The organism is Paenibacillus turicensis (assembly GCF_017873435.1).
Taxonomy (GTDB): Bacteria; Bacillota; Bacilli; order Paenibacillales; family Paenibacillaceae; genus Fontibacillus; species Fontibacillus turicensis.
Genome location: NZ_JAGGKG010000002.1, coordinates 252208 through 269858 on the forward strand (window position 1 = coordinate 252208; position 17651 = coordinate 269858).

General features: G+C 38.8%; 17 protein-coding genes. 2 read left to right on the forward strand and 15 right to left on the reverse strand.

Translation table 11 applies throughout. The annotated features are described in order from the left end of the window. Nucleotides 1-40: 40 nt before the first annotated feature. The 9 genes from J2Z32_RS03510 to J2Z32_RS03550 all read right to left on the reverse strand — a co-directional run bounded on the left by J2Z32_RS03510 (nt 41) and on the right by J2Z32_RS03550 (nt 9838). Complete coding sequence (locus J2Z32_RS03510) at nt 41-826, reverse strand: NUDIX domain-containing protein (RefSeq protein ID WP_210087773.1); 786 nt, start codon at nt 824-826, stop codon at nt 41-43. Between the two features lie 43 nt (nt 827-869). Further along, a complete protein-coding gene (locus tag J2Z32_RS03515) occupies nt 870-1268 on the reverse strand; it encodes a PaaI family thioesterase (protein WP_210087774.1) in 399 nt (132 codons plus the stop codon). 112 nt (nt 1269-1380) lie between these two features. Continuing rightward, a complete protein-coding gene (locus J2Z32_RS03520; RefSeq protein ID WP_245251150.1) occupies nt 1381-1788 on the reverse strand; it encodes a YlbF/YmcA family competence regulator in 408 nt (135 codons plus the stop codon). A gap of 11 nt (nt 1789-1799) precedes the next feature. Then, complete coding sequence (gene miaB, locus J2Z32_RS03525; RefSeq protein WP_210087775.1) at nt 1800-3380, reverse strand: tRNA (N6-isopentenyl adenosine(37)-C2)-methylthiotransferase MiaB; 1581 nt, start codon at nt 3378-3380, stop codon at nt 1800-1802. 218 nt (nt 3381-3598) lie between these two features. Beyond that, complete coding sequence (locus J2Z32_RS03530) at nt 3599-4708, reverse strand: protein-glutamate methylesterase/protein-glutamine glutaminase (protein ID WP_245251151.1); 1110 nt, start codon at nt 4706-4708, stop codon at nt 3599-3601. Nucleotides 4709-4720: 12 nt separating this feature from the next. Further along, complete coding sequence (locus J2Z32_RS03535) at nt 4721-5533, reverse strand: CheR family methyltransferase (RefSeq protein WP_210087776.1); 813 nt, start codon at nt 5531-5533, stop codon at nt 4721-4723. Nucleotides 5534-5546: 13 nt separating this feature from the next. Then, nucleotides 5547-6038: a chemotaxis protein CheW gene (locus J2Z32_RS03540; RefSeq protein ID WP_210087777.1), complete on the reverse strand. Its 492-nt coding sequence runs from the start codon at nt 6036-6038 to the stop codon at nt 5547-5549. A gap of 27 nt (nt 6039-6065) precedes the next feature. Continuing rightward, entirely contained in the window at nt 6066-7790 is a 1725-nt protein-coding gene (locus tag J2Z32_RS03545; protein ID WP_210087778.1) for a methyl-accepting chemotaxis protein, read from the reverse strand. Between the two features lie 38 nt (nt 7791-7828). Continuing rightward, nucleotides 7829-9838 carry a chemotaxis protein CheA gene (locus tag J2Z32_RS03550; RefSeq protein WP_245251163.1) on the reverse strand — a complete coding sequence of 670 codons (2010 nt, stop codon included), beginning with the start codon at nt 9836-9838 and terminating at the stop codon, nt 7829-7831. Between the two features lie 408 nt (nt 9839-10246). Here J2Z32_RS03550 and J2Z32_RS03555 point away from each other — a divergent pair, with 408 nt between their 5' ends. Continuing rightward, the gene (locus tag J2Z32_RS03555; RefSeq protein WP_210087779.1) at nt 10247-10585 is read left to right on the forward strand and encodes a helix-turn-helix domain-containing protein; all 339 of its coding nucleotides are present in this window, start codon (nt 10247-10249) and stop codon (nt 10583-10585) included. A 304-nt stretch (nt 10586-10889) separates the two neighbouring features. Beyond that, a complete protein-coding gene (locus J2Z32_RS03560; RefSeq protein WP_210087780.1) occupies nt 10890-11756 on the forward strand; it encodes a DUF421 domain-containing protein in 867 nt (288 codons plus the stop codon). Between the two features lie 93 nt (nt 11757-11849). Here J2Z32_RS03560 and pduL read toward each other — a convergent pair whose 3' ends face one another. The 6 genes from pduL to J2Z32_RS03590 all read right to left on the reverse strand — a co-directional run bounded on the left by pduL (nt 11850) and on the right by J2Z32_RS03590 (nt 17544). After that, nucleotides 11850-12422, reverse strand: a complete 573-nt coding sequence (gene pduL / locus J2Z32_RS03565; RefSeq protein ID WP_210087781.1) for a phosphate propanoyltransferase — start codon at nt 12420-12422, stop codon at nt 11850-11852. Nucleotides 12423-12656: 234 nt separating this feature from the next. Then, nucleotides 12657-13613: a dipeptidase gene (locus J2Z32_RS03570; RefSeq protein ID WP_210087782.1), complete on the reverse strand. Its 957-nt coding sequence runs from the start codon at nt 13611-13613 to the stop codon at nt 12657-12659. A gap of 81 nt (nt 13614-13694) precedes the next feature. Then, the gene (locus tag J2Z32_RS03575; protein ID WP_210087783.1) at nt 13695-13955 is read right to left on the reverse strand and encodes a stage V sporulation protein S; all 261 of its coding nucleotides are present in this window, start codon (nt 13953-13955) and stop codon (nt 13695-13697) included. Between the two features lie 110 nt (nt 13956-14065). Further along, nucleotides 14066-14860 (reverse strand): TIGR00282 family metallophosphoesterase, encoded by a 795-nt coding sequence (locus J2Z32_RS03580; RefSeq protein WP_210087900.1) that lies wholly within the window; start codon nt 14858-14860, stop codon nt 14066-14068. 72 nt (nt 14861-14932) lie between these two features. Next, nucleotides 14933-16477 carry a ribonuclease Y gene (gene rny, locus J2Z32_RS03585; RefSeq protein WP_210087784.1) on the reverse strand — a complete coding sequence of 515 codons (1545 nt, stop codon included), beginning with the start codon at nt 16475-16477 and terminating at the stop codon, nt 14933-14935. A 290-nt stretch (nt 16478-16767) separates the two neighbouring features. After that, nucleotides 16768-17544, reverse strand: a complete 777-nt coding sequence (locus tag J2Z32_RS03590) for a regulatory protein RecX (RefSeq protein WP_210087785.1) — start codon at nt 17542-17544, stop codon at nt 16768-16770. Nucleotides 17545-17651 lie beyond the last annotated feature (107 nt).

Below are 17651 nucleotides of genomic sequence, written 5' to 3' on the forward strand. Positions count from 1 at the left end.
TTAAGCCAACCTTTACAAAAAAACGTTGCTTAAATAGAACTCAAGTATATATCGATAAACGTGGTGTAAAGTCTGTGAAGCGATATAACTGAGCTGGGCGCTGTGAATATTGATTAGATAATAGAGGTTTACCCTCTTCATCTCTTACTTCTTCTAAAATACCTTGACGACTCCGAGTAGACGTAATTTTGCGAATAAAGTTAAGCTCAGCAAAATCCGGAACTACCGTTTGAATGACCTGATACAGCTCACCTAACGTGAAATGTGGTGGAAGGAACTGCTTAGCGATAGTCGTATGAAGCATTTGTTGTTGAATCCGTTTATACGCATCCTCTAATATCTCACGATGATCAAATCCTAAGTCAAGCTCATCAAGTGCTTCTTGCACTGTAAACAAGCCTACAGTATGCGCATCATCAGCTGCTTGTCTTTTTTCTAACACCGTTTCCTCAACTAACGCGAAAAAAGCATGCGAAATGACCCAACCTCTTGGATCACGTCCTGGCTTACTATAAACACCTAAATATTCCAAATGGTGTCCATCAACACCCGTTTCTTCCATTAGCTCACGTTGTGCTGTTTCAAATAACGATTCATCCTCTTGCGAGAAGCCTCCTGGAAGTGCCCAGGCACCAGCAAATGGCCAGCTTTTACGCTTAATAAGCATCACTTTAAGATCAAATCTAGGCAATGCTTTTGTTGCTGCCTTGCGCTCTTGCTTTGCTAATGTAAACATAACAATATCTGCTGGTATTCCATCAGGAGTACGATATTTTTTCACATCATCCCTCTTAGGGGCTTCCCTTCCGCCCTTACCCATTCGCATTCACCACATCATCCATAGTTAATTATAAAACTGATTAATTGTATTAATTATTTTTCAACATACGAAATGTTGCGGTTGAAATACAACCTAAAATACCGTCCTCATTATGAATTTCTGCACGAAGTATAAGCGTGCGTTGACTAGCATGAACAATATGAGCCGTTGCCACAAGCTCACCACTTGTCATTGCATTTAAGAAATTCACATCAATTTGCGTTGTGACACCTGGGGTTCCCTGCCAATGTATCATCGCTAACGTTCCCATTGCCTGATCCATCATGGCTGTTAAAACACCACCATGCACAATTCCCATCGGATTCAAGTGTTTCTCTGTAGCTGTTAATCCAACTTCGACCTTATCCTCTTCGGTGGTTAGTAATTTAAAGCCGATAAAACCCCAAAATGAGGTCTCATTGCGGCTCATCATCTCAGACCAATCCATATCAAGCTTTCCTCCTAGATGTCTGTCTGCATTGTTATTCCTATGCAAGTACATCTTTACTCACACTAATATCATTTAATGATATCTCGAACAAATGGTTATTGAAGATAACCTATTCACCGTAGCCTGATGTCTCCTCAGCGACGGCTTCATTCCCATTTTCAACAGAGACACGCTTTGAAACAGTATCATGAATAACGGAAATAACTAGCTGTAGCAAATAGTTAATATCGCTTTGGCTTTGCTGAAATTCGTTGACTAAAGGAATACTATCCAGCTCGGCTTGCAGCGCTGAAATTTCAGCTTCAATTTTATCAACCATGGTTTGGTTTTTCATACTTTCAAAAGCAACGATTTCCTTTTGCTTTTTTTTAATCACACTAATCAGTGATTGTATCCGCTCATGGTTTTCAATTAGCTTTTCTGCCTTCTGGAAATGTTGGACCTCTTCACTTGAACCAATCAATCCAGCAAGCTCCTTCGCTTTATTAATAATATCTTCTCGGCTTTGAGGCTCCAACGTGATCCCTCCTATACAGTTGTAACCTGTTCAATAAGGTTACCTTTAATATACCAAGTTTTAGGATCTGTAATCGCTACATGCACAAATGTACCAATCAAATCTTTACTACCCTCAAAATGCACTAGCTTATTACTGCGGGTACGTCCCGATAATACATTAGCATCATTTTTACTTTCGCCTTCAACCAATACTTCAACTACTTGTCCAACTACAGCATCATTACTTTTGAAGGAATGCTTCTTAATTTCTTCATTTAAGCGCTGAAGACGTTCTTTCTTAACTTCCATCGGGATGTTGTCTTCCATCCCCGCAGCAGGAGTTCCTTCACGTGGTGAATAAATAAACGTATAAGCAAAGTCATAACCAACTTCACGTACTAAAGACATCGTTTCTTCAAATTGCTCATCGGTTTCCCCAGGAAAACCAACGATAATATCTGTAGACAATACAAGATTAGGGATCGCTGCTTTCATCTTAGTAACTAGGTTTAAATAATGCTCACGTGTATATTTCCGGCTCATTTTTTTCAAAACTTGGGTGCTACCAGATTGAACTGGTAAGTGAATATGCTCAACAAGGTTGCCACCTTTCGCAAGCACTTGAATTAAATGATCATCAAAATCACGAGGATGTGATGTCATGAAGCGAACTCTTGGTATGTCTATTTTCGAAATATCATCCATTAAATCTGCAAATAAATAGTTAATGTCATTAAAGTCTTTACCATAAGCATTTACATTTTGCCCAAGCAACGTAATTTCTTTATAGCCTTGAGCCGCTAGCTCACGTACCTCTGCAATGACATCCTCTGGTCGACGGCTACGCTCTTTACCACGTGTATAAGGCACGATACAATACGTACAAAACTTATCGCAACCGTACATAATGTTAACCCATGCCCGCATCCCTTCACGCTTTTTAGGAAGGTTTTCGATAATATCGCCCTCTTTGGACCATACCTCGACCACCATTTCTTTACTAAACAACGCCTCTTGAATTAAGTATGGCAAACGATGGACATTATGTGTCCCAAAGATCATATCTACAAAGCTATGCTTTTGCATAATGCGATTAACGACGCCCTCTTCTTGAGACATACAACCACACACACCAAGCAATAGATCAGGTTTTTCCGTTTTTAATGTTTTTAAATGACCTAATTCACCAAACACTTTATCTTCCGCATTTTCACGAATTGCGCAGGTGTTTAGCAAAATAAGATCTGCTTGTGTTCGATCATCAGTAGACTGATAACCCATTTCCTCAAGCATACCTTTAATAATTTCAGTATCATGCTCGTTCATTTGACAGCCATACGTTGTAATATTGTAAAAGCGTCCTTCTCCTAGCTTCTTCAGCTCGTCTGGGATCACTTCATTATAATGCACCTGAATTTCTTCTTTACCACGACGCTTGCCTTCTTTATAGTCCGGATTCGAGTTAATCTGAATATTACGTCCTTTAATTCGATACGTCGTTTTGCCTTCCTCTTCACTAATCACTTTAGCATCACTAAAGTCAAAATATTTGGAGTAATCCTTGCCCTTGGCGGATTTTAAGTCCGCTGAGTTTTGGTTCTCCTTAGTCATCGCTAACACTTCCCCTTTTTTAAACTTATATTTCATGTATCACATATGTCATATATCGCTAATTTTAAATTATATCACAATGCACTACTGTTAATCTATAAACGTCTAAATACAGACCCAAATACATAGGGAAAATAAAAAGGCTCTAACTCACTTGCGTGAAAGAGCCTACTTATCACTACTAGGAAATAGCAACTTTATAAATTATTATTTGACAGCTACCCTTCTTTTCTAACCATACTAACAATTTGTTCACTCATTTTACTTAAACTTGTTTGTAGCTGGACTGCCCCGACCTCAAAAGCGACCTTAGGCATGCCATAAACGATAGAGCTTCCCTCATCTTGACCAATCGTTTTTCCGCCCTTTCGGCGTAATGCAAGCAGCCCACGCGCCCCATCATAACCCATTCCTGTTAAAATAACACCCAGCGCATCCTTACCAACACTTGCCGCCACCGACTCAAAGAGAAGATCAGCCGAGGGACAATGCCCGCTAATTTTATCTCCTACAAAGCATTCGATTACATATTCAGCATTACGTTTCTTCACTCGAATATGCTTGCCTCCTGGTGCAATTAACACTTGACCTGGCTTTACAACATCACCCTGCTTTGCTTCCCTTACATTAAAATGAGTCGACATATTTAGTCGTTCGGCAAACATATTTGAAAAGCCAGCAGGAATATGCTGCACAACGACAATCCCAGGCAAATCTATAGGTAATTGTTGTAACAAATAATGTAAGGCCTGTACCCCACCCATAGAAGCACCAATCGCAATTAATCGCACGCTAGCTTTATACAGAGCAGAAGTCCCCAACTCACCTGAAGCACTCGAACCACTCAAACGACTTGAGGTACTCGAACCACTTATAGTCGTTGGACTAGCTGAACTAGTAAAATTAGTAGTTGAATTATTTGGTAATTTGGCTTTAGAAGCATCTTTAATTTTTTCAATCAATTCTAAAATAAATGCTTTAACTCCATTCGCAGAATGTAAAGCTGGCTTACTAATGAAATCAACTGCACCAGCATTCATCGCCTCAAATACTTTATGACTCAAGGCACTCGTTACAATTACTGGAACGGAATACTGCGGTATTAACTGCTTTACGAATTCAATCCCATTCATTTTAGGCATCTCGACATCACACACCAGTACTTGCGGCAAGGTAGCAACAATAATATCTCTAGCTTCATAAGCATCCTTAGCAGCTCCAACTATATGGATGGTGTCATTCGAAGACAAGCCCCGCACCAAAATTTCACGAAATACAGCACTATCATCAATGACTAAAACAGAGATCGCTTTGTTGCTGCTAGGCAAATCCTTAACCTCCTAAACCTTGCGATAGACAGCAGGCATAATATATTTTAATGATGTCTCCCGTTTATCCAGCGTTTCCGAAAAACCGATAAATAAATATCCACCTGGCTCTAACAAATTCGTAAATTTCTGAATCAGGCGTTGCCTTGTATGATGGTCAAAATAAATCATTACATTTCTACAAAAAATGATGTGAAACTTTCGTTTAAAAGGAAAATGATCATCCATTAAATTCAATTTACGAAAAATGACTTCTGCTCTTAGTTTTTTGTCCACCACATAGTGATCATCATCACTTTTTACAAAATAATTATCTTTCCAATGCTGTGGTAGCTTCCCTAATTGCTCACTTTGATATCGACCTTGCTGAGCGACTTGAAGCACTCTTGAGGAAATATCGGTGGCAAGCACCTTCGTATCCCAACTGTGACGTTGTAAAGCGAAGTGATCCAACAAAATCATAGCTAATGTATAGGGCTCTTCCCCCGTTGAACAACCTGCACTCCATATCCGTAAATCACGATCCTTGATGCTTCGTGCAAGCATAGGAACTACATGATCTCGAAGGAAATGAAAATGCTCTACTTCACGCATAAAATAGGTGTGATTCGTCGTGATTTTATCCACCAACACACTGGCAGCTCGTCCTGTCTGATCATTTTTTACATAATCAAAATATTCGCTATAAGAGGATATGTGCTTTCTCGCCAACAATTGATCTAATCGACTTTTTAACATTACCTTTTTTTCTTGTCTCAAATAAATCCCATAGGTGGCTTGAATAAATTGTGCAAGCTTGGAAAACTCCTCTGCTGTCATAGACATAAGCTCCCCCTGTTTACTCAAAATCTTCCAACTGCACTAGTTCATCTTCATTTAACAATTTATCACAGTCTAAAATTAATTTTACTTCTTGATTGACTTTGCCAATCCCTCTTATAAATCGGTGAGTACCTTGATTGATTTCCGGCGGTGGAACAATATCGGCTTCAGGTATCGTTAACACCTCTGATACAAGGTCAACAATGAGTCCTACTGAAATATTGGAAATATCTACTACGATAATACACGTTCGATCATTATACACACGAAATTGCTTTTTAAAACGTAATCTAACATCCATGACAGGAATAATTTTGCCACGTAAATTAATAATTCCACAAATATAATTTGGAAGCTCAGGCACTTCAGTAATCGATTGAATGCCAATAATTTCTGTCACATATTTAATATCGATCCCATACGATTGTTCACCTAATGCAAATGTTAGAAACTTATCCTTTTGTGTATCCTCTAGTGCTTCAACAGCTTCATGTTGTACGCTTGACATGGTAAAAAGCAACCTCCCTTCCTAAGCTTAATACTTGCCAAATTCCTGATCACTTAGCTCAATTTTCATATTAGAATTTGATTTTTTTCGTCTATTATTAGAATTACTAGATTGGGATTGACCCGACATTTGCTCCAGCATTCGCATAACCTCAGGACTATATTCCTCTAATTGTGAATCAGAACTATTGCGATAAGTTCTTGTCCGCTTCAAATTAAACCTAGATACTTGCTCTTTAAGCAGCTCCGCTTGACTAGACAACTCTTCACTTGCTGCTGCACTTTCCTCTGATGTTGCAGAGTTTGTTTGCGTGACTTGTGATACTTGGGTCACACCTTCGGTAATTTGTGAAATGCCTATCGCTTGTTCATGTGAGGCTCTCGCAATCTGACTTACGATCTCCGTAACCTCTGTGACGACATCCACAATTTGATTCAGTGCCCCTGCTGTTTCATTTGCGATCCGTGTGCCATCTTCTACCTTGTGAATCGAACCTTCAATCAATTCTGTTGTTTCCTTGGCGGCATTTGCTGATCTTGCAGCTAAGTTTCTAACCTCCTCTGCAACAACTGCAAAACCTTTCCCATGTTGACCTGCTCTAGCTGCTTCCACTGCAGCATTTAACGCTAAAATGTTTGTTTGGAATGCAATCTCATCTATCACTTTAATAATTTTGGAAATGTTATTGGAGGATTCATTAATTTCATGCATCGCATTTAGCATTTCTTTCATTTGATCGTTTCCAATGACAGCATCTTTACGAGCATCTGTAGCTAGTTTATTCGCCGATTCTGCATTTTCAGCATTTTGATTCGTTTGAGATGAGATTTCTTCTAAGGAAGCTGTTAGCTCCTCAATCGTGCTTGCTTGCTCTGTTGCCCCTTGTGATAACACCATTCCAGTTTCTGCTACTTGAGTGGAACCAGAGGTGACTTGATCGGCAGATGCGCTAATATTCTCCAATACCTCATTAATGTTGTATGTCATATGATTAAAAGCCGCCGCTAATCTACCAATTTCATCCTTCGAGCTTACAGTCAATTCGACATCTAGATCCCCATCTGCCGCTTTGCCTGCCATCTCTACGATTTGGTTAATCGGCTTACTAATTAGTCTTGCAATCCAAATACCTAATACAACCGCAACAGACATAGCTAACAATACCAGTACAATCATAATGAGCATTGCTTGTCTAGCTTGCGCCGTATTGTCATCAGAGGTTTTTTGAGCATCTGTAATTTTCAGTGCAACGATTTGATTTAAAGCATCCTCCTGAGTTTTAGCTGGTTCGCGCATCGTTTTATCTAAAAATTCATAGGCCTTATCATCTTCATCACTGTTTATAAACACCATTAATTCATCCATAAGGCTTCGATATTCAAGCTTAGCTGTTTGAAATTTATTAAAGTTAGTCCGCACTTCTTCACTTAGGATTGTTTTCTCAAAGCTCAGTGCCGCCTCATCTAATTGATCTCTAAGTGTTTGCAGCGTATCATTAATTTGTTTTTTATTTTCCACATTATCCTGCAAGATTAATTCCCGGGTATTTACACGAATTCTTTGCATCAGGTTTAACATTTGTGCAGATTCGGAAATTGGTACTGTCATATAATCATACAATTCAGTGTCCTTTTGTTCTAGCTTACTTAGATTTACAATACCAACCGTCCCCACAATACCTGCAATAATCGCAACCATCACAAAACTAATAATTAACTTTTTAGCAAGCTTTAAATCATAAAACCATTTCATAAATAATCCCCCATCTGTCCATAATTTAATAGCTGGTCTTAATTTAGTTGTAGCAAGCCTGATATATCTAAAATTAAGCTAATACTGCCATCGCCAAGCAATGTACAGCCACCTAAGCCCTGAATGTCCTTCACCCTGCGAATATATTCAGGTAGAGCCTTCACAACAACCTGCTGCTCTCCAAGTAATTGATCTGCAAATATGCATACTGTATCTCTTTCATTTTCAACCATAATAATAATCCCATCTGACATGCTGCTTACATGAGTAGGAATGTTGTAATGCTTATGCAAACGGAGAACGGGATAACAATGACCTCTGACCATTAACATCTCCCCTCCATTTGGATCGGTGATAATGTCCCTTTCATCTGCACGAAACGATTCACGAATCGATACAGTAGGCAGTGTGAACCGAGATTGTCCCACAGAAATATTCATTCCATCAATAATGGCTAAGGTTAGCGGCAAACGCAAAGTAATTGTAGTACCTTGACCGTATTCACTTTCAACAAGAACATTACCACCTACCAACTCAAGGTTACGAGTAACCACGTCCATCCCGACACCTCGACCAGAAAACTCTGTCACTGCTTCTTTTGTTGAAAATCCAGGTAGAAAAATGAGCCCAAACACCTCTTTATCACTCATGTCCTCCTCTGGCTTGATTAGTAGTTTATTTTCCCTTGCCCTGCTCAAAATCTTGCTACGGTCTAAGCCTTTTCCATCATCCTTTAAAATAATAATGACCTCACTACCAACATGTCTTGCTTCAAGTGTAATTACACCCGTTTTATTTTTTCCTTTAGTCTCACGATCTTCTGGGGCTTCAATGCCATGGTCCACCGCATTACGAATTAAGTGCATTAAGGGATCAGAAATGCGCTCAATAATATTTTTGTCTACTTCAGTGTCCTCACCAATCACCTCAAGATGAATATCTTTATTCATTTTTTTACACATATCTCTTACGATACGGCGCATTTTATGAAAGGTCGTTGCTAATGGAACCATACGAATCGACATCACCATATCCTGAATCTCACTTGTGATTTTTTTCAGTTGGCGAGCCGCTTTGGTGAATTGCTCTAAAGGAAGATCCTTAAGCTCAGGATGTTGGGTGACCATCGCTTCCGAAATGACCAGTTCACCTACTAGATCCATCAATTTATCTAATTTCCCAACCTGAACACTTATCAAGCTGGCCTGCGTCAGCGTGGAATCGGTGGCGGCTTTAGGTACATTATCAACAATTGCAGAATCTCCAATTTCAGCTTCACCAATTACAGATTTATGAATTGTAGTTTCACTAATTTGAAATGAATCGTCTAAAGAGGAAGCAAGCTCACACTGACAAAAATCAATCGTTTTCAAAAATGGTGTGCCCGCAAAAAAAGTATATAGCTCTTCTTCTGTTTTACTAGTTTGAAGCCACATGGAAAAACCTTTTTCTTGGATTACAGATGCACTGTCTGGATTGCTAGCAATATCCTCTGGATAATAGTGAATATGATCCACAAGCTCCTCTAACTGATGTACAAGCGCAAAGGCTCTAACATTAGGCATTGGACAGTCATATTCAAATGTAATAATCACATTGTATGTATGCATAGGATGCTTTATTTGTGTAGAATCATTGTTCTGTTTAAGCTCAGTTAAGAATTGTTCAATTCTTTTTATTAATGCAGAGGCATCACCGTCTGGAGCATCTCCATTGCGTATTTTGTATATTTCCAGCTTAATAAAATCGCAGCCTTCTAAAACAAGATCAGATAAGGTAGAATAGTCAACGACAACAGGATGATCCTCACGTAAAAAATAAAATAAATCTTCGAGCGAATGTGATAAATGTGCAATATTTTCAAATTTCATCATGGCAGATGAGCCTTTGATCGTATGCATCGAACGCATAATTTCGTCGATTAAGGCTGGCGAGAAATCACTTGTGCTTTCGCCACTTATAACGGATTGCTCTAGCTGCTCCAAAAGCTGAGAAGATTCGAAGATGAATACTTCAAGTAAAGGTTCAAGCGAAAATGACGAGTCCAAAAGAATATCCCCCTCTTACCGTATAAACAACGTTATTTAATTGTTTGTAAATTCCCTCCTCTTTTTGTGTTGAATTAGAACTAATAGTTTTCATTAACGCCAATGTTTTTAGCTAATTTTTTTGTGTCATATGTAACTGAGTTACTATTTGTACGGAATCCAAGCTCTTCCATTCCTTTCTATTCATTTTCGATTGTTGATACTGATTTATGATAAAATAAAATGACATGAAATCTTATCACGTGGGCATCATAAAGTCAATATGACATTAGCAGGAAAAAAATTAGTTCTTTTTCGACATTTTAACTCAATATTCGGGAATAATCAATGTCAAATTGACAGAGAGGTGATAAAACATAGGATGAATACTCTAGGAGAAAGGATTGCATTTTTACGAAAAAAAATCAGATGTCGCAAAATCTGCTAATGAAGGAGCTTCAATTCAACAATTTAGGTAAATACGAGCTAAATGAACGGTTACCTAAACTTGATCTGATCATTGATTTAGCACGTTTTTTTAATGTAACGACAGATTGGTTATTGTTAGGAGCAGACTCAAGCCATAAAAATGAATCCAATTGCTCATTTTCTAATATTGTGACACAGGAGGAAGGACCTCAGGATTATAAAATTAGTTTAGCTGATCAGCATTTTTTATCGCTATACCACCAATTAACGGACAGGCAGCAAGCGAAGGTAGAGGGATATATCGAAGGTTTACTAAGCGCGGAACACACACATCCATGAACCTGATCCATTCATCATAGGTATTACTTACCGCTTCTCACATAAGTATGAAGCGTTTTACGCATGTTAAAAAAAAAATATTTGCTTCTCCTCCAAAGATAGCTACTCCCCTCCTTCACTTACTTCGACATAGCCGAAGATTTCCTCCACTTCTTCGGCTCGATCCCACTCTGTAGCGTCATATACATCCATAAATTGCATTAGTAAAAAGCGTCAATGTTGCACATGCTTGAATTAATTAGCACGTAGTGCCTTGTAACGTGCAGAAGTACAGAACAGTGTATTTGGAGGAGGGATGAGGGATATGCCACTCTGGGCATTGATTTTATGCAAAACATTAATTGCAGTTGTAGTCATATTTACACTCACCAAGCTATTAGGTAAACGCCAAATTTCTCAGCTTTCTTTGTTCGAATATATTACAGGTATTACGATAGGGAATTTGACAGCCTATATTTCAATCGAGGAAAGTAGCAACTGGTATTTAGGGATTGTCGCTCTTAGCGTATGGGTTGCAATTTCATTAGGAATTGAGTGGATCGAGCTTAAAAGTAAAAAAATTCGTAATTTTATAGACGGCAGTGCAACCTTACTTATTAAAAATGGGCGGGTATTAGAAAAAAACCTCAAAAAGGAGAAGCTAACAAGCGAAGAATTGTTAGAGCAGTTGAGGAAAAAAAATATTTTCAAGCTAAGCGAGGTGGAATTTGCGATTATTGAACCAGATGGACAAATTAATACCTTGCTAAAAAAACAACATTTGCCTTTAACTGCCGATATTTTAGGAATAGATGTTACCCCAGAAGGTGAGCCTCAAGTTATTATTATGGACGGGGAAATCATGGATAAAACGATGGCTACAGCTGGCATTACCCAAAAGTGGTTAGATAATAAGCTAAAGGAATTAGGAATAAGTCACGAAGAAGTTTTTTTAGCACAGGTGGACCCAACTGGAGAGTTATACATTGATTTATACGAGGATCAGGCTACTGTAAATTTAACACCAAAACAAAAACCTACTATCGTATCTCAATTAAAAAAATGCGGCTATCAACTTCAAAATTTAGCGAATACGTCACAAAATGCTGAGGTCAAAAAAATATACGAAAACTGTTACATTCAGCTTCAGCAAATCTCCTCAGATATCAATATGCTTCAGAAGACTAACTAAACTTAAAACCACTTTATAACAAATGTAAAATTAAACAAAAAACGAGATCATCAGTCCTACAAAAAGTAGAAGTTGATGGTCTCGTTTTTAAGATTAGTCAATAATTTCTGCTGTATCTCCAGTTTTTGCACCTGCTGCATTTGCCTCATCTGTATCGATGTGCATATCAAGTGCAAAAGAATCAGCGACACGTGCAATGACATTTTCCAATACCAAACCACGTTCTCCACCTAAACGCACTTTAAGCAATTGCTTGTCAGCAATTCCCCATTTTTCTGCATCAGAGGTATTAAAATGAATATGACGAGCTGCCACAATTACACCTTTTTCCAATTCAACTTCGCCAGCAGGACCTTTAATTGTAATGCCTGGTGTTCCTTCAATACTTCCAGATTCACGAACTGGAGCTTTTACACCAATTGCAAATGAATCAGTACGTGAAATTTCTAACTGAGAAGCGGGACGAGCTGGTCCTAAAATACGAACCTTGTCAAATTGACCTTTTGGACCAATTACAGCCACAGTTTCATTTGCAGCAAATTGTCCTGGTTGAGATAAAGGCTTGAACTCCGTTAATTGATAACCTTGTCCAAATAATACTTCAATATGTTCTTGAGTTAAATGAATATGACGGGCTGATACGCCGACAGGTACTGTTTTGCTCATTTTTGCAAACACTCCTCGTTTGTTCTCTATATAATAACAGTTGACATCAGCATCTATTATACACCTGTTTTCATGAAAAAGGAAAAAATCAAAGTGATAAATTCATCATTTTCATGTACTTTTCAACTTTTTGCAACAGGATTGTCAAATTCATTCACAACAAATTCACCATCTTCAGCATATACACGATATAGCTTATCAAAACCTTCCTCATCGGTGGGTGGCTCTAACTGTTTATTCAGATAACCATGACTCCAAAAAAGAAAAGGCGTTGTTATACATCCAGTCACTTACTAAATCCTCATCATAATATCGTAACAGAAGCTCCGTTAAATAAGGATAACAAGCTCCGTCTGTTAATCCAGCTAAATGTTGGTCTATTCCATCAAAATCAGAGCCCATCATGATATGCTTTCCTCCACCTAGCTCACAAATATGTTCAATATGTGGCAGTAAACTTTCTGCACTTGGAATAGGTTCACTAGTAACAAAAGGTGGGTAAAAGTTCAAGCCGATTCGACCCCCTAATGAAATAATGTCAAGGATCTGCTCGTCACTTAAATTACGGACATTTCCGCAAACTTCGATCGTGTTAGAATGTGATGCAATAAATGGTTTATTCACTTCGTGCGCCATTTCACTTAAATGCCAAAACCCATTTGTAGACAAATGTGATACGTCCATAATCATTCCTAACTCATGACACTTATGAACAAGTTGGACTCCTATCTCTGTTAATCCACCATTACGTGGCTCTAAAACGCCATCTGCTGCCCAATTCGCATAATTCCATGTTAGACCAAGGAAGCGTACACCTCTCTCATAACAATGCTCCAGATGCTTGAAATTACCTGCTAATCCATCTGCGCCCTCAATCGATAAAATGCCTCCGATCTGCCCTAGCCGCTTAGCTGTTAATAGCTCTTGCTTATTTCTGATCGGGAAAATGCCATTAGGAACAACCCGCTCATAAAAAATCTGAATCTGCTCAGTAATATGACTAAAAGAAGCTTGACCTAGCTTTTCCGATATATAAATTGCAAAGCATTGTAAGGCAATGTTACCTGTCTTCATTTTTTGATAAGACATGTCAAGCTGATCACCATTAACAAAATTAAGTGTTGGTTTCTGCTGTAGCTTGCTTAATACATCACAATGAAAATCGATAACCTGAATATTTTTGTTCATCATTAACTCTTCACCCCAATTCGTAAAAACTCACAAAAAAACCTGTCTACATCGTAAACAGGTCTGTTTTTAGCATTTTTCATGCTATCGTGGTTCTACAATTAGTTTGATTGCTGTTCGATCCTCTCCATCAATAACGATATCCGTAAAAGCCGGAATACAAATTAAATCAACACCACTTGGCGCTACAAATCCTCTAGCAATTGCAACAGCTTTAATTGCTTGATTTAATGCTCCTGCCCCAATTGCTTGTAGCTCAGCTACTCCTCGTTCTCTTAACACACCAGCTAACGCGCCCGCAACGGAGTTAGGATTGGATTTTGCTGAAACTTTTAATACTTCCATGGTAAGTACCTCCCTGGGAATAATGGTTGATTCCACTACTTAGAGGATATTCAGCACTCACCCAGAACATGTCATTTATTTATGACGTGATCTAATTATTTATATGAAGGTTAATCCATAATCCATTCGTCTTCAAGCAAACGAATTTTTTCAATCTTTTTAGCTCGGCCTGTCTGATCATCTAAATCAACGATAACTGCATGGAACTGCCATTTTCCTTCACATACTTGGAATCTGACTGGAAGTTGTGTAATAAATTTCTGCAACACAGCTTCACGTTGCATCCCTAATACACCTTCACGTGAGCCAACCATACCCGCATCCGTTAAATAGGCGGTGCCCTGTGGCAAAATAATGTCATCATTACTTTGCACATGCGTATGCGTACCCACTACAAGAGAGGCACGTCCATCTAAATGCCATCCCATTGCGATTTTCTCAGAGGTTGCTTCAGCATGAAAATCAACAAGGATATGCTTATATTTTTTACGAAGCTCATCCACAATTTCATCTGCATAGCGGAACGGGTCTTCAATTGCTGGCAAAAACGTTCGTCCCATCAAATTCACTAACGCTAATTCCTTACCGCCGACTTGAATAATTGTATATCCACGTCCAGGTGTTCCCGCTGGATAATTTGCTGGACGAATCATTCGTGGTTCATCATCAATAAAGTCAAAAATCTCTTTATTATCCCAGGTGTGGTTCCCCATCGTTAAACCATGAATCCCCATTTCAAAAAATTCCCTAGCAATTTTACCTGTAATTCCTCGACCTGCCGCCGCATTTTCACCATTTGCAATAATAATATGTGGGTTATATTTGCTTTTCAAACGAGGTAAAGTTTCCTTTAATGCTTTTCTTCCAGTGTTTCCTACGATATCACCAATAAATAAAACTTTTATGATACTCCACTCCTAACTTAGGTTGCCTTGAATGAAAAAGAGGCCCATAAGAGGCCCCTTCTCACAAAGCTTTTACTTCGCGTATTCAACCGCTCTTGTTTCACGAATGACAGTAACCTTGATATGCCCAGGATAATCCAGTTCATTCTCAATTGTCTTCGTAATATCACGTGCTAAGCGGAAGCTTTCAGCATCATCAATCTTATCAGGTTGTACCATAACACGTACTTCACGACCAGCCTGAATTGCATAGGATTTTTCAACACCTTCAAAGGATTCTGAAATTTCCTCCAGCTTTTCAAGACGACGAATATACGTTTCAAGTGTTTCCCGACGTGCGCCAGGTCTAGCTGCTGATAACGCATCAGCCGCACCAACCAACATCGCGATTACAGATGTAGCCTCGCAATCCCCATGGTGAGAAGCGATACTGTTAATGACTACTGGATGCTCCTTATACTTCTTAGCTAGCTCTACGCCAATCTCAACATGAGAACCTTCCACCTCATGGTCAAGTGCCTTACCGATATCGTGTAATAACCCTGCTCTTTTCGCAAGTACAATATCTTCGCCTAACTCACCAGCCATTAAGCCAGCTAGATAAGCAACTTCCATGGAATGCTTGAGCACATTTTGACCATAACTTGTCCGGAATTTTAAACGTCCAAGTATTTTGATTAAATCCGGATGTAGTGCGTGAACACCTACCTCAAATGTAGCTTGTTCCCCATACTCACGAATTCGCTCATCCACTTCACGACGAGATTTCTCAACCATCTCTTCTATACGAGCAGGATGAATTCGACCGTCTGCTACTAATTTTTCTAATGCAGTTCGTGCAATTTCACGACGAATCGGATCAAACCCTGATAGAATTACGGCTTCCGGCGTATCATCAATAATGAGATCAATTCCTGTTAAAGTTTCCAAGGCACGAATATTACGACCTTCACGACCGATAATACGTCCTTTCATCTCTTCATTAGGCAATGTAACAACAGATACTGTAGTTTCCGCGACATGATCAGCAGCACAACGTTGAATTGCAGTTGTAATAATCTCACGAGATTTCTTATCTGCTTCTTCTTTTGCCTGTTGTTCAATATCCTTGATCATCTGTGCAGTTTCATGGCGAACTTCTTGCTCCACATTACTTAAAATAATGCCACGAGCATCCTCCATCGTTAAATTGGAGATTCTCTCCAATTCTTGCACTTGATTTTTGTAAATTAAATCAATCTGTTGTTGTGTTTCTTCAATACGTTTCTCTTTGCTTGCCACTTGCTCTTCTTTGCGTTCAAGCGAATCCATTTTTTTATCCAGCGACTCTTCCTTTTGCAACAATCGTCTTTCTTGCCGTTGAATTTCATTGCGACGTTCACGAATGTCTTTATCAGCTTCAGCTCTCACTCTATGGATTTCATCCTTAGCTTCAAGAACTGTTTCCTTTTTCAGTGCCTCGGCATCTTTCTTAGCACTCTCCAAGATTTGACTTGCAGCATGCTCCGCACTGGAAATTTTAGCTTCTGCAAGAGATTTGCGAATAAAATATCCACCTACGAACCCCAAGAATAAAGCGGCTACAACGAGAACGATTTCGACCCAGATTGGCAACATCTGTTCACCCCCCTCGCTGGTTCCTCCAAGGCATTCCTTGGGATTGTTTTCAATTTTTTTCCTCTACTTCTCATTCATCATTCATACTAAGAATCGATTATAAGCCGATTCAGATAGGTTGGCATGCAAGCATGACCGTCCGTACTTAAAGACGGAGCAACAAACCTTCATGATTGGCGAACAGAACCTTAATGAATCCAATAACATTAGAAAGAAAATTAGACTCAAATAATTATAGATTCCATTCCATTTTATTATTGTCAGAAAGATATTGTCAAGCAATTGCCTATTTATGTTGTATTATCTTGATCGACCTCTCTTAATACTCTTGACACTAAGCTGCCAGAATAACCCCGCCGCATCAAAAATGATCCTGTTTTCCTCTGTTTATCGATCCGTTCACCAGAAGTTTGGTTCCATTTTTTTATTGCTAGCTGTAATGCACTCTCAAATTCATCATCTTCACTTATACTATTTAAAGCTTCCTCTATCAGCGGCTTAGAAATGCCTTTCTGACGCAACTCTTGCTTGACCCATAACTTTCCCTTGGCTTTGCTTTTAACTCGCTGATTTGCCCATTGCTGTGCGTATGCTGTATCGTCAATGAAGCCTTCATTGCTTAATCGCTCAATACTACTTACAATTGCTGTCTCTCCCCAACCCTTTTCCCGTAATCTTATACTTATTTCATAGGACGTTCTTGGTTTTCGAGCTAAATATGACAACGCATCTGCATAGGTTTGCTGAAGTTCATCTGCGCTAACGATATCCTCCAGATCACTTTTACTGAAAACTGCACCCTGTAGCATACGATATTTAATCATAATGTCTTCATGGACATCAATACTGTATTGATCAAATACAATTCGATAACGCCATTTTGGTTTTTTTAGCTTTTGAACAGCTGTCACTGTGAGCTCTGTCTCATCACTTAAATCTAAAATTGAAGATAGTGAAGTAGCTTCCTCAACTTTTTCATCCCGTTGTAGCCTCGTCCAATCATCTTGTTCTGAAATATCTATAACGTCATCATCATAGCTGTTATACTTATTTTTTTTTGGATTCAAATCCTTCCCTCCTGTTACCTTATTGCGTTACCTTTAAGCACCTATTTATTATATCATCGCTTCGTTAAGCGGTTAACATGCTTCTCCTTAATTAAAAACATCAAAAA

What these genes read in the sequence shown, in the direction of transcription:
- J2Z32_RS03510 (WP_210087773.1), bottom strand. Translation starts at nt 826, where the DNA reads ATGCGAATGGGTAAGGGCGGAAGGGAAGCCCCTAAGAGGGATGATGTG.
- J2Z32_RS03515 (WP_210087774.1), bottom strand. Translation starts at nt 1,268, where the DNA reads ATGGATTGGTCTGAGATGATGAGCCGCAATGAGACCTCATTTTGGGGT.
- miaB (WP_210087775.1), bottom strand. Translation starts at nt 3,380, where the DNA reads ATGACTAAGGAGAACCAAAACTCAGCGGACTTAAAATCCGCCAAGGGC.
- J2Z32_RS03535 (WP_210087776.1), bottom strand. Translation starts at nt 5,533, where the DNA reads ATGTCTATGACAGCAGAGGAGTTTTCCAAGCTTGCACAATTTATTCAA.
- J2Z32_RS03540 (WP_210087777.1), bottom strand. Translation starts at nt 6,038, where the DNA reads ATGTCAAGCGTACAACATGAAGCTGTTGAAGCACTAGAGGATACACAA.
- J2Z32_RS03545 (WP_210087778.1), bottom strand. Translation starts at nt 7,790, where the DNA reads ATGAAATGGTTTTATGATTTAAAGCTTGCTAAAAAGTTAATTATTAGT.
- J2Z32_RS03555 (WP_210087779.1), top strand. Translation starts at nt 10,247, where the DNA reads ATGTCGCAAAATCTGCTAATGAAGGAGCTTCAATTCAACAATTTAGGT.
- J2Z32_RS03560 (WP_210087780.1), top strand. Translation starts at nt 10,890, where the DNA reads ATGCCACTCTGGGCATTGATTTTATGCAAAACATTAATTGCAGTTGTA.
- pduL (WP_210087781.1), bottom strand. Translation starts at nt 12,422, where the DNA reads ATGAGCAAAACAGTACCTGTCGGCGTATCAGCCCGTCATATTCATTTA.
- J2Z32_RS03570 (WP_210087782.1), bottom strand. Translation starts at nt 13,613, where the DNA reads ATGATGAACAAAAATATTCAGGTTATCGATTTTCATTGTGATGTATTA.
- J2Z32_RS03575 (WP_210087783.1), bottom strand. Translation starts at nt 13,955, where the DNA reads ATGGAAGTATTAAAAGTTTCAGCAAAATCCAATCCTAACTCCGTTGCG.
- rny (WP_210087784.1), bottom strand. Translation starts at nt 16,477, where the DNA reads ATGTTGCCAATCTGGGTCGAAATCGTTCTCGTTGTAGCCGCTTTATTC.